Below are 12,584 nucleotides of genomic sequence, written 5' to 3'. Positions count from 1 at the left end.
GCAAGCTCAGTTCGTTGTGCCATACAGGGCAGACTGGCGATCAGCGGTCAGATGCCACCGCTGGGCAAGGTTGGCCGCTTCGGTGTTGCTGGCCAGGACCGCCTCAGCCTGCGGAAACAAGGCAACGTAGCTCGTTGCAAAGAAGCTCATGAAAACGAGGGCCACGCTTACGAACCTAGCGGCCATCGCCTCCTGGTCGCAAAGCGCTTGTGCATCGCGAATCTGCAGAATGCTGAGCCAGCTCGAGTGCGCGTAGCCGCAGAGGAAGCTGTAGATTTGGCGGATATAGACGGGGTGGAAACCGGCGGCGATGCCAGTGTCGATCCAAGACTGGCCGGCGCGCCATTCGCCCTTCAGAACCTTTTTACGCATCGGTTCGGAATACTGCTGCCAGACGCCGTGGGCTTCGATCTCGATCTGGAGTTGATCGATCCTTGTCTTCTCGTCGGCCAACTTCTGTTGGTGCTCTGGCGCACGTGCCGGATACGCCTGTCGGTCCAGTAGGCCGGCACGACGCCAGATCATATGGCGGAATTGTCGGACCTCCACATCTTTGCTGCCGTAGATGTAGGCGAACGTGAGGTAGGTCTCCAGAGCCGCGCGCGCAAGAATCATCACGGAACTGTGGTCGATGTGAAGATCTGCGCCATACCCGGCAATATCGATTTGGACCGGTTGGGCTATCAGGCGCAGCGAGGCTACGTGGTAACAGAATTTTTTGCCCAGCACTTGCGCATCGTTCATCCAAAGCTGGTCCACCGGGATCTGCTGCCCGGCCTGGGACTCAACGAGCTGCATCACCAACGTGAGCAGGCGCTCAAAGTCCCCCGAAAGATCATGGTTCAGCACTGATGCAGTCATTGCAGATATGAAAAAGCCGCCCGAAGGCGGCTCCTGTAACGTGCGAGTGTGGCCTCAGCCTGCAACCCTTACGCGCCGGCCTGCCAACACCGATCCTGCTACTTTGGGCTCCACTACCGACCGGCGCGCGACCGCCTGTTCGCGCGTCAATTTGGCGAACACGGCGAGGCGCGCGGCGACCTGTTCCGGCTTTTCGGCCAGGAGCGCTTGGCGTCGAATTTTGCGTGCTGTCGGCTTCATGGTTGATCTCCCTTGCGCATTGCGGACAGGACTGCCCCCAGATCGCGCTCAAGTCTCTCAATCTTACCCTTTTTCTCCACGACCCGTGAGTAGCCCAGGCTTTTGTAGAAATCTACCAACTCGGGAATGGGCCGCTGCAATGAGGCCGTCGTGCAGTCAAACGCCGCCGCACAGAATTCCAGGTAGCGCACTGCGATCTTGGCAAAGCGGCCCTGCAGCGGGTTAGGTGCCGGCGCACGGCTGAGCAGGTGGATCGACGCGACCACGTGTCGATTACTGATCCGCCCCAGGATCAAGCCACACAAGACATGCGTGTGATCCGGCAACTCCGCATAAACGGCGGCCTCCACGCGGCGCGGCCGACGGCGAGCCCGTGTCAACTCGCGGGACCATAGCCAGCCTGGGGCATAGCCTCCGAAGGTCCAGCGATCTGCAGCATCGACGTCCGTCCGTCCGATCGGCCGGAAGCGCACCGTTACCCCCTCTTCTACCGCGACGGCCGCGCTGGCCGCCGCGCCTGCCAGCTCGCGACGCTCAGCGCAGCGGCTTTCGGCAGTGTCCCAGTCTTGGCGCTGGGCCGCCATTTTTGAGGTCGGCGACGACATTTCGGTCTGGATGGAGGCTATTGGGCTGATTCTAACATGCCTAAAAGCGCACTCCATCGAGTGAAGTGCGCTTTTTACTGTGGTTGATAAGTATTCTTATCATGTACTGTGAAATTAATGTACGCTTTCGAGAACGTCACTTTTTCGCGTTTTCCAACAGGCCCGGAAACCCAAGCCCGACAACGCTTCGCCGCCCATGGACCCGCTCGACCCCGACCACAACCCTGAACCACCCCCCAGCCTCGAGACGCTGCAAAGTGAAATAAAGCGCACTCGACCCACCCGCCGCCGCGTTGTCGTTCGACGCCACCTCCACCGTGGCCATTTCGCGTTCCTGCGCGCGGTCGTCCAGGGGCTGGATGCCCGGCCGATGTGGGCGCGCTACCTGGCCATCGATGGCGAACTGGAGGCGCAGGCCGAGCTGACGCAGGAGACCTTCGTCGCGCACCCGAAGGTACGGCGCATGACCGCCTGGCTGCGCGCTGAACTGGCGGCGGCCGTGCGCCGCGCCGGCCACTACGGCAAGGTGCGCCTGATCCGCATCGACCTCTCCGGCCTTGCGCAGCGCGGACCCGCGTTGCCAGCGCTGGAGGAGTTCGCGCTGGAGAACGGGCTGGATGACTTCAGCATCGAGGAGCAGCTCGAAGCCTATCGGGAGCGCTTCGGAGACGCGGTGCAGCGGGCCGAGCGCCGGACCAAGCTGATGGAGCGGCAGCTGCGCCTGCTGGCCGACCTGGAACAGGTGCTGGCGGAGCCGGTGCGGGTCGACGACCACTGCCACGCGTGGCTGGCCGCGGGCGTCGCGGATCGGCTGGAGGCCGCCGGCGTAGCCACCATCGGCACCCTGATCGACCGTATCAACAGCCTGGGCGGCGGCTGGTTCCGCGCGCTGCGCGGGGTCGGCGAGAAGAAAGCCCACGCCATCGAGCGCTTCCTGCGCGCGAACGCCGACACGCTGGCGCGCAAACTGGGCGAACACGCCCGGATCCCGCGCCGGCAACTCACCGCGCACGAGCGTGACCGCGTGGTGGCATCCGGCACTGGCCTCCTGCCCCTGGAAAAGATCGTTGTGCCGGCCGCGCTCGACGGCAGTAACGGCCGTTTCCGGCGGCCCCCGGTCGAGTGCCTGCTGGACGCCCAGAACGACTACGAGGCGGTACTCACCTGGCTGCGCTCGAAACCGGGGCTGCCGCCTGCCGAGATCGCCCGGCGGCGCACCGGCCGGCGCGATGTCATCACCGAGCCCGGCCCGCTGGATTGGCTGCACTACCTGTCCAACACCCAGCGCAGTTATCGCAAGGAGGCAGAACGCTTTCTGCTGTGGGCCATCTGGATTCGGCGCAAGCCGCTCTCGTCGATGACGACTGAGGACTGCGTCGCCTACCGCGATTTCCTGGCCGACGTGCCCGACGACTGGTGTGCGCCACGCTCTCGGGAACGGTGGACGCCGAGCTGGAAACCGTTCGAGGGCAAGCTGTCGCCCGAGTCGCAGGCCTATGCCCTGACCGTGCTGCAGAACCTGTACCGGTACCTCAACGACAAGAACTATCTGAGCGGCAATCCGTGGGGCGGCGTGCGGGCGACGAATGGTGGCAAACCACAGCTGGACGTTGGGCGCAGTCTGACCGAGGACCAATGGGCGTTTGTGGTGGAGCGCCTGTTCCTGCTGGAGCGCACGTCATCGAACCTGCGGCTGCAGGTCGCCTTGCCCTTGCTCTACGCCACGGGCTTGCGTCTCGCGGAGATCGTGGGAGCGACAACGGCCGACCTGGCATGGCGCAGTCTCGCCCTCCCCCGCTCCGGCGAACGCATGGACGGCTGGTGGCTGACCGTGGTCGGCAAGGGGTCGCGTGTACGTGAGGTGCCAGTGCCCGATGAGGTCGTGCACGCGCTGGGCGCGTACCTGGACTCCCGCGGCTTCCCCAGCGACCCCGCCCAGATTCGTGAGCCGGTGGCCCTGCTCGGCCACGCGACCGATCAGGCTGAGCGTGCGCCGTGGGCAAAGCGGGACACGGCGAGCCCTGCCGCTCCGCTGACGCCGGGTGTGCTCTACCGGCAGATCAAGCGCTTCTTCCAGGCCTGCGCAACCGAGTTGGAGGCAACCGATCCGCAGGGAGCAGCACGGCTGAACGAAGCCAGCACGCACTGGCTGCGACACTCACACGCATCACATGCCATTGCCGCCGGCACGCCGGTCGAGATCATGCAGCAGAACCTGGGGCACAAGTCGCTCGACACCACGACGGTCTACGTGACGTCGGAAGAGGCCATTCGGATGAAGGAGCTGCGGGGGTTTTGGAAGCGTTCGTGATTTTCGAATGCGGGGGCCGCAACTTCCCCGTCTTTGCAGGCTTAGCCGGCACTGTCCTTAAGCTGGCGCCAAGATCAAACGAAGCCCGTCCTTCATTGGGCTAACTTTCAGTATATAGCGAGCCCCCGTGAACCCCTCAATGAGTTGTCACGTGGAAACTCGCCCCGCAAGCATCCCCAGCTGCATTGCTGCAGTTTCCACGTGACAACTTATCAGACGAGTGTCATGCGCACGCAGAATCATGCGACATGTTGTCGCCGACTGCCGCCAGAGACCGTACTTCTGAACCTTCTATTGCATCACATAGATGCTGGATAGTGACGCCAGCAAAGGGGCCCATCGCGTTTCCAGGTGGCAGCTACCAATGGGGTTCGGTAGATCCGTAAAAGTTTCGCCCAGACTTCGCGTCATTGCGATCGCCGATTCGGCTAATAGCTCCAAGTGTTCCCGTCAGCCACGAAGCCCGTTCGCCCGAACCGCACATGCAACGTATGCTTGGCACGAGTTTCCACGTGACAACTGCACTCCAGCGTCAGGAAAGATGTGACGGGTTGTCACGTGGAAACTGGTCGCAAAGTTCAGTCCACAGTGCATGACGAGGATAGTTTCCACGTGGCAACTCATTTACAACGGCTGATGAGAAAAACACTAAGAGAGATAAGAAATTCCTTGAGTTCACAGCAAGTCTCGCTAAAATCACAAAAACCTTGGAGAACCTATGAGCGCATTTACGATTGCAATCGCAAACCAAAAAGGTGGCGTAGGTAAGACAACGCTGAGTCTCAATCTCGCATCTGCCTTCCAATCTGGAGGCACGGACGTCGCTCTAGTCGACGCAGATCCTCAGAACACCTCATTGCGATGGGCAACAAGCGGTGAGGAGCCTCTCAAGATTTCGGTGGCGAGTCTCGCTCCCGCAGGTTCTAAGATCGGAAACGAAATCCAAAAATTGCAAGGCAAATACGATCTTGTCGTTGTGGACTGCCCTGGTAACCTTGAGGACCCGCGAACGCCCGAGGTGCTCGGCATCGCAGATTTCTGCCTGATCCCAATGGGGCCATCGCCGGCTGACTTGTTCAGCACTCTGGCAATGATTAACGAAATCAAGAACATCAAACGGCGCATCAATCCGGAATTAGCTTCCGCACTGATGCTGAACAACATCAATGGCCGTACACGCATGCGAGAAGAAATCCTTTCGCTGCTGAACCAGCAAGACGTTGGTACGCATCTGCTCCAGAGTCAAATTGCCCAACGTGAAATCTATCGGCAGCTGTTTGCTCTTGGGACTACCGCACATGAGTGCGGGCGATACATGAAGGGGTTGAAGGAAGCACGCGCTGAAATCGAGTCGCTGGTCCTTGAGTTGACGCAGCACATCACTCAATCGCGTTCGCAAAAGGTGGAAAATGTCTAAGAATACTAAGGACACTAAAGTGCAAGGCGCCTCGACAACAAAGGGGCAGCCCATCCCAAAGCTCACCCTCGCGAGCGGGCTGATTAAGGGGTTCAAGAACGAGCAGCAGGCCATTCAGACTCGCGAGCGAGAGCAGGAACCGCCTCCGGCTTCCCCTCAGGAGCAAGAATCTCAACCCGTTACCGAGACAACCGCCAACACGGTGGAACCTGCTGCCGGCCCAACTGCGTCCGCAGTTGGTGGGCGCAAGAGCATCGCAATTGCCGATTGCGTCTCGAACCCGTACAACCCTCGCGTCTTCTATCCAGAGGCGAAAATCCAAGAGTTGGCCCTAACCCTTCAAAGGGAAGGCCAAATTGAGGCCATCAAGTTCACGCGCCTACCTCAGTTCCCTGGCAAGTATGTGATCATCGACGGCGAGCGTCGGCTGCGTGCGAAGAGATCGCTGGGCGAGACGCACATCGATGCCGAAGAACGTCATGACGTACTGCCCATCGACCTCTACACCACGGCTTACCGAGCGAACAACGACCACGAGCGGCAGTCAATCTTCGATGACGCGATTGCGTGGCAGCAATTGATCGAGCAACAGGTGGTCGCGGATCAAAATTCGCTGGCTGAGAAGGTCACCAAAGACAAGGCATACGTCAGCAAGGTTCTTTCGCTGAACGCACTGCCGAGAGCCATTCTAGAGCGCATGGCAGAAAGTGCTGATCGTGTGGGGTTGCAGGCGGCCTACTGCCTCAAGTTGATCTTCGACCGTGTCGGGGAGGAAGGCGCTGATCGTCATCTGACGGCAGTTATCGAAGGCAAGAGAACGGTGCGCGAATTGGAGCTCATCTTGCGCAACCTGCAAGGCCCGGGCGCTACCGCGAAGCGAAGTCGCACTCGCTACCACCAGCTTTTCGATTTCAAAGCTGATGGTGTGCAGCGCGGCCAACTTAAGACATTTCCTGACGGCCGAATTAGCTTGGAGCTGAAGGAAATTCCGGCTGATAAACAAGAGGCGCTGGCTGAGAAGCTGAAGGCACTGGTTGACCAAGAGTTGGTAGAGCCATCAGCGGGCTAGCAACAGCACGCTGTATGCAGGTTTTTCAACGACGAGGCCCAGGTGTACCTGGGTCTTTGTCTTTTTTTGACGCTCTCTGAAAGAGACGCAGCGTTTACTTTGTTTACGTAAACACTTTAAACCTTTAAACAACATTTAGGCTCCGGAAACCCAAGCCCAGTAAGGCTTTGCCGGTCATATGGTGCATAGATTTGTGGATTGGGTGAACACCATTGGGGAACGCCGGTTGTGGATTTGGGGCTACGGTGAAAGCCATTGGGGCCAAGGGGTTGTGGATTTGGGGCTTTGGTGAACGGATTTGGGGCGCCGCCAGCGAACCCTAAAGGTGAAAGGATTTGGGGATGGCGAGGGTGAACAGATTTGGGGAGAGCCACCCTAGAGTACAGCCCAGGTGCGACACACGAGACCGTAGGTTGGACCCGCTTGGTGAACGGATTTGGGGAGATGAAAGGTGAAAGGATTTGGGGCGCATGCGAGCAGGCACTCCCGCACAAATCCATGCCTGCAAACATAGGTGAAAGGATTTGGGGATTCCATAGGTGAACGAATTTGGGGTAACCCCGTGAGTACCCACTTCCATCCAGCCCCAGGCTCCCGGGCATAGGTGAAAGGATTTGGGGAGGGGAAGGGTGAAAGGATTTGGGGCAATTGGCTCCGAAAGCGCACCCGAGACGACTTCAAGAGTCTGTCGCCCCTTCCAATGCTTACGAAATGGGCAAATGAGCGCTATGGAGCACAATAGATGGACGGGCAACTGCGGAAAGCCCCCCAAATCCGTTCACCTTTCGAGGAATGCGGGGCCGAAAGCCCGCGTAAAAGGTGAACGTTTTTGGGGAGAGCGAGATCAAGAGTCGAACACTCAGGCAGCGAGCGCTGTCCCTTCCTGGCAACGTAAGATTGCCAAACGAGCGCTATAGGTGAAAAATCTACCCCTAGTTTTTCACCTATAGCGAACCCACCCACTAGGTCATGGCACGCGTACCCGAAGCAAAGAAGGGTTCCCAGATCGCCCTGTTTCAACAACAGGAGGCTCCTGAGCCGTTCAAGAAGGCGGTTCAAGCGATCCACGTTTCACCGGTAGGTAGTGCGCTGTCGCTCCAGCAGCGCCGCATCTTCAATGCACTGATCAAGAACGCCATCGAGCAACGCCTGGCAGGCCGAGAAACAAACAACACGTTTCAGGTCTCTATCCCTCAGATGATGGCAGCGCTCGACCTCACCACGAAGGACAACGCATACATCAAAGAGACCGCAAAATCGTTGATGCGCACTGTCGTGGATTGGGATCAGCTCAATAGCGACGGCACGTCGACATGGACGGGTTCAACACTCATTGCCGGCGCCAAGATTGTGGGCTCCGTCTTGTCGTATTCGTTCGCTCCGCAGATCAGTGAGGAGCTACTGGATCCCCAACGGTACGCAATGATCGACATGCGGATCGCCAAGCTGTTCCGGCGGTCCTATTCGCTTGCGTTGTGGGAGAACACTGTACGGTTCGAACGGATAGGCCTGACCGCACGTATCCCACTGGCCACCTTTCGCAATCTCATACTCGGACGCGAAGAGAGCGAGACCAAATACAAGGAATACAAGATCTTCAAGCGAGCGGTGTTGACGCCGAGTATTGCCGAAATCAATGATGTATCAGACCATGAGATCGAGTTGATCGAGCACAAGGTCGGCCGAACCGTCGGTGAGATTCAATTCAAGATCAGTCGCAAAGTGAGCGCACTGGAGGAGGAGCCTCACCAAGACCTAGTCAACACAGTGGTCAAGTTCGGTGTCCCGCATTCCGAGGCCAAGCGCCTCGTTCGCACGTTCGGAGCCGAACGCATCCTGGAGGCAATCAGCTACACGCGCGCTCGACAAGCGAAGAAGGGTGTTCCGCCGTTGGATAACATCCCGGCGTACTTTCGCAAGTCGCTTACGGAGGATTGGGGCAAGGGCGCGGGCAAGGCTGAGTCTGCCGGAGCTGGTCAACAGCAGCAGAAGCCGTTGGCACGAAGCCCAAAGAATGAAGAGGATGCGCGGGCGCAATACCTCGCAGCTCGCATTCCGCATGCGCAGGGCTACTTTGGGGAACTATCCGCTGACGATCAGTCGGCGATGCTCTCGCGTTACAACGATCAGTGTTCTGTGAAGGAGTTGAAGGTCGTCGCAGGCAAGAAGCCCTCCAAGGCAGCGGAATCGAATTTTTTCGAATGGGTGGCACACGAAACTTGGGGCGAACCCAATGCCGGCGAAATTCTGAACTTCGTGCTGTCGGGAAAAGTCTAGCTGATTATTTCGACACACCGGCTTCAAGAACGAATCGAGAGGTTGGATTCTTCTTCGCCGTGCTCATCTCAAGACGGTCGCGCGCACGGGTCATGGCCACGTAGAACAAGCGACGCTCCTCGGACTCTGTGCTCTTCTCGTTCGGCACCACGGTTTCTTCAGCCCTGATGATGCATACGTGATCCCACTCCAAGCCCTTTGAGTTGTGCATGGTCGTGAGAATCAGCGCGTCGGCCGCCGGTACGTTGTTCTCGCGCCGCAGGAAGGCGATACGATCCGAGAATGGACCGTTGAGGCGGCTCAGCACGTCGTAGGTCGTGGTGACCGCACGCTTGGCGGTGTCTGCTTTGGCACGTTGAGCCATCCACTCGTAGACACCTTCCAGCACGAGCGGATAGAACTTCCGATCGCAGAGACCGCGCCATTCGGCAAGCCGCTTCATCAGCTCCCGGTACGTGTCCGCGGTGCTCTCGGCCAGGCCCATCTCGACCAGCTCCTTGCGCGGCCGCTGCTCAAGACTGGGACCGATCCGGCTGTGCAACGTCTTGAGGTCTTGCGCTCCGACGCCAGCGAACGCCAGCACGGCATCGAGGCCGTTGGTCTTCGTTTTCTGGATGAGTTCGAGCAGGTTGCACATTAGCGCGGCCTCGGCCCGGCTCAGGATTGATTTGCCGGACGCTCGGAAATACTTCACGCCATGGGAGCGGCAGACGGCCTCAACTGGGTCGAGGATACGGTTCGTTCTTGCCAGGATCGCTGCCGATTTGCTGGCGCGCATCGACGCTGCGAGGGCCTCCACTGCGTTCACGGCCTCGGCATATTCGTCATCGAAGCGCCGAAACGAGATGTGGCCGCCGGGGCCACGCGCGGCGACCAGATCTTTGCGGATGCGCTCCTTGTTGTTCCGAATGACGTTGTCGGCAGCGGCGAGGATTTCTGACTTGCAGCGATAGTTCTCCCCCAGAATCACGGGACGCGCGTCGAACTCCTTGATGAACGACTCCATGCCTCGGAATCCGAGCGCGGCCCTGAAGCCGTAGATGCTTTGGTCATCGTCACCGACTACGGTCACGATCGAGCCACTGCGCGCGTGCTGCGCGACCCACTGGTATTGCAGCGGATCGGTGTCCTGGAACTCATCGACCAGCAGGTGCGTGAAAGGGTAGGGCGAGATGGTTCCGCGCTCCATGCCCTCGATGGCCATACAGAGCATGTCCTGGAAGTCGAGCTTCCCGTTCCGCGCCAGCGCTTGTTGGTATGCCGAATACAGGCGCTCCTCAACGCTGCCAGGCGGAACCCTGCCGAAGTCCATTTTGATTGCCTCGATGGCGGCCAAAGCGGCTTCTTCCTTCCAATCAAGGTCGGCTTCCTTCAGGGCTTGTGCAACCAGCGCCAACTGGTCCCCCTCGTTGGCGATGTCCTGCTGCTTGCATCCCTTTGGTGTGAGCTGCTTGAACGCCAGCCCGTGAAAGGTCCCTGCCAACAGGCGAGCCTTCGATGCCGGCCCGGCCAGCGCGCGAATGCGCTCCTGCAGTTCCGTGGCCGCCTCCTTGTTGAAGGTCACAGCACCGACCCTGCATGCGGGATCGGCGAGAAGAATGGCTGCCTTGGTCGCAATTGTCTTTGTCTTTCCGGCGCCCGGGCAGGCAACGGCGACACAGTGCAGGCGTAGGTCTGCCACTTCGCGCTGTGACGGGTTCAGTTCGTCTAGGATTGACGTGGGCATCTGAGAAACCAATACGGTGGCCAACCCCGAGCCTGCGATGGCCGATGGGGTCGGCAAGTGGCCTGCGAGCCGGGTGAAGCTTCTGGAAACTCGCAGGCACCCGGGACTTAGGCTCGACGGACCTTCTGAAGCGACGAGCGGAATGCGCGCAGGCTGTCGTTGAAGGACCCAGAGAACAAGTACCAACCCCAGCCCAGAAGCGCGAAGATGCTGTACATCAGCGCCAGATTCATCCCCGCTTCGCGCGCCGAAGCGTCGATCGACTGCTGTTCGAAGCCAAACGTCTTGCACAGGGCCTGCGGCGGGGGCAAGCCTTTGACGGCAGACGTGGTGTCCTTGCATGTCTGCATCGTGATATAGCCAGCCGGAGCCGCCGGATACTTGGCTCTATCAGCGACGGACTGGAGCAGCTCGCGCGGGATCGCGGAGAATGAGAAGTCACTATGGATCGCAAGCAGTAGGCAGAACGCGACGCTCGGCACGACAACCAGCAAGCGGAAAGCCCAACCACCCCAGAATGCGATGTGGCGGACCAGCGTCCATGCGACGGACAGCTTTGTCAGTGTGGCCTGTGAGTTCATGGTGTTCCCAATGGATGTGTAAGCGGTTAGCGATCGAGTGCGTCGCCACTCCATAAATGGCAGTGACTCGCAAAAACCGGCAATCGGCTTCAAAAAATGTCGGTGGAGTAGACCGCTGCGCGCCGAACCCGGGGCGTCACGCAATCGCGGGGGCCGCCTTGCCCGCCGAGGCAGGGCTTTCCAACAGCTCCAGGCGAGGTCCAGCCAACAGCGCAGCGAGCACCCGATCATCAAAGTGGATGCGGCACAAAAACAGATTGGTCTGTGCCATGCGCACGCATGCCTCTTCGTCGAGGGTCAGCAATGCCTCGCCCATCGATTGAGAGATACCCAGCGCAGTTGTCGCCAGGGCTTGATCGGTGGCTAGCAGCCTGCGAGCAAGGCGCAGATACGCGATATTGAGAGATCGAATCTCGCTCAGCAGCGATGTCGCTTCCATGGTGATGTCGTTTGCAGGCGATTCAGGAAATGCCGAGCGCATGTGGCCCGCCGCCGGCGGAACCCTCTGTGCCGATGCGTACGCCGTACCGCCACCAACAGGTGAAGATACGGCGGAGGTCGTCCGGCAGGGCACGAGCGCGCTCAGATCAGATGTTGCGCACGGTGGTCATCAGACGCAGGTGCGTCGTGTAGCAACGAATGGCCAGCGGTTGGAACTTGCGCAGGAAGCGATTCACTTCCTCGTTCACGTCCGACTGATCGCGGATGGCGTTCCACACCATGAAGTCGAAGTGATCCATGGCCCGGTCGAACTTGTTCAGCACGCCCAGAGCCCGCATCGAGAAGGGCGAGTATGCTTCGACCACCATCTCCATCGACGGCTTTGTGACCGACGGCTTCCAGATCATTGCGCCGCTGGATTCCATGTCCTTCTCGCGTGCTGCGCGATAGCCCTCGGCGACGCGCAGCTGCTCATCGACGTAGGCTTCCAGATTGGCCATTTGTGTCTCGAAGTGCTTTGTGATGGTCGACAGCTCCGACGCGGTGAACGTGCTGTGTCCGAAGCGGGTCAGGTTGATGGTCATCCGGTTCATGAACGGCCACCACTGCTCGAACAGGGGCTTGAGGCGCGTGTGGTTGAGTTTGACCATAGTCTCGACAACAGACGCACCCGCGAGCTGACGGGTCAGGATCTGGCGCCCCAGTTCGCGCCGGCGGGACACGATCTTGGCGCGATCATCCGGCGACATTTCGCGGAACATTTTGCGGGTGCGCGCAACCTCGCCCTTCTGGCTGTCCGCGTCGGCCGCCGAGATCAGACTGTCGCGCTGCAGCGCATCGACCGCGCTCTCCATCTCGTTGAGTTCTTGTTCAACGTCGGACGGTGTTGTTGCGCCTGCCGTATTCGCTGCGGCGCTGGATTCAACTTCATCGTTGGGAAGGGTATCCCCGTTCGTCGTCACGGCAACGTCGGAGTTGTCGGCGCCTGCAACCTTATCGATCGTGTTCTGCATGGTGTGCTCCTTAAAATTTGCTCCCAAAATGGGCGCCAGTGGG

Annotated in this window: 11 protein-coding genes; 4 read left to right on the top strand and 7 right to left on the bottom strand. The window is 59.6% G+C overall.

Annotation, left to right across the window (positions count from 1 at the left end; genetic code table 11):
• Positions 1–6: 6 nt before the first annotated feature.
• From N5B55_RS23715 to N5B55_RS23705, 3 genes are read right to left on the bottom strand one after another with little or no spacing between them, the layout of a single operon-like run.
• Positions 7–861: a DUF5677 domain-containing protein gene (locus tag N5B55_RS23715; RefSeq protein WP_004635267.1), complete on the bottom strand. Its 855-nt coding sequence runs from the start codon at positions 859–861 to the stop codon at positions 7–9.
• A gap of 54 nt (positions 862–915) precedes the next feature.
• On the bottom strand, positions 916–1,101 hold the full coding sequence (locus tag N5B55_RS23710) for a hypothetical protein (protein ID WP_004635264.1): 186 nt from the start codon (positions 1,099–1,101) through the stop codon (positions 916–918).
• On the bottom strand, positions 1,098–1,706 hold the full coding sequence (locus N5B55_RS23705) for a hypothetical protein (RefSeq protein ID WP_225694715.1): 609 nt from the start codon (positions 1,704–1,706) through the stop codon (positions 1,098–1,100). The genes N5B55_RS23710 and N5B55_RS23705 overlap by 4 nt, the downstream gene beginning before the upstream one ends.
• 196 nt (positions 1,707–1,902) lie before the next feature.
• Between N5B55_RS23705 and N5B55_RS23700 the strand changes: the two genes are divergently transcribed.
• The 4 genes from N5B55_RS23700 (at position 1,903) to N5B55_RS23685 (ending at position 8,780) form a co-directional block, all read left to right on the top strand.
• On the top strand, positions 1,903–4,017 hold the full coding sequence (locus N5B55_RS23700; protein ID WP_012435607.1) for a phage integrase family protein: 2,115 nt from the start codon (positions 1,903–1,905) through the stop codon (positions 4,015–4,017).
• Between the two features lie 718 nt (positions 4,018–4,735).
• The gene (locus tag N5B55_RS23695) at positions 4,736–5,434 is read left to right on the top strand and encodes a ParA family protein (protein ID WP_012435608.1); all 699 of its coding nucleotides are present in this window, start codon (positions 4,736–4,738) and stop codon (positions 5,432–5,434) included.
• A complete protein-coding gene (locus tag N5B55_RS23690) occupies positions 5,427–6,503 on the top strand; it encodes a ParB/RepB/Spo0J family partition protein (protein ID WP_012435609.1) in 1,077 nt (358 codons plus the stop codon). The genes N5B55_RS23695 and N5B55_RS23690 overlap by 8 nt, the downstream gene beginning before the upstream one ends.
• Before the next feature lie 969 nt (positions 6,504–7,472).
• On the top strand, positions 7,473–8,780 hold the full coding sequence (locus N5B55_RS23685) for a replication initiation protein (RefSeq protein ID WP_012435610.1): 1,308 nt from the start codon (positions 7,473–7,475) through the stop codon (positions 8,778–8,780).
• A gap of 4 nt (positions 8,781–8,784) precedes the next feature.
• Here the strand turns inward: N5B55_RS23685 and N5B55_RS23680 are convergent, their stop codons facing one another.
• The 4 genes from N5B55_RS23680 to N5B55_RS23665 form a co-directional block, all read right to left on the bottom strand.
• On the bottom strand, positions 8,785–10,506 hold the full coding sequence (locus tag N5B55_RS23680; RefSeq protein WP_012435611.1) for an ATP-dependent helicase: 1,722 nt from the start codon (positions 10,504–10,506) through the stop codon (positions 8,785–8,787).
• A gap of 107 nt (positions 10,507–10,613) precedes the next feature.
• A complete protein-coding gene (locus N5B55_RS23675) occupies positions 10,614–11,087 on the bottom strand; it encodes a hypothetical protein (RefSeq protein WP_012435612.1) in 474 nt (157 codons plus the stop codon).
• A 136-nt stretch (positions 11,088–11,223) separates the two neighbouring features.
• Entirely contained in the window at positions 11,224–11,568 is a 345-nt protein-coding gene (locus tag N5B55_RS23670) for a flagellar transcriptional regulator FlhD (RefSeq protein ID WP_012435613.1), read from the bottom strand.
• 106 nt (positions 11,569–11,674) lie between these two features.
• The gene (locus tag N5B55_RS23665; RefSeq protein ID WP_012435614.1) at positions 11,675–12,541 is read right to left on the bottom strand and encodes a hypothetical protein; all 867 of its coding nucleotides are present in this window, start codon (positions 12,539–12,541) and stop codon (positions 11,675–11,677) included.
• Positions 12,542–12,584 lie beyond the last annotated feature (43 nt).

This window comes from Ralstonia pickettii (genome assembly GCF_030582395.1).
Classification (GTDB): Bacteria; Pseudomonadota; Gammaproteobacteria; order Burkholderiales; family Burkholderiaceae; genus Ralstonia; species Ralstonia pickettii_D.
Note: the sequence above shows the minus strand (reverse complement) of the source record. Positions and strands in the feature narration are given on the sequence as shown.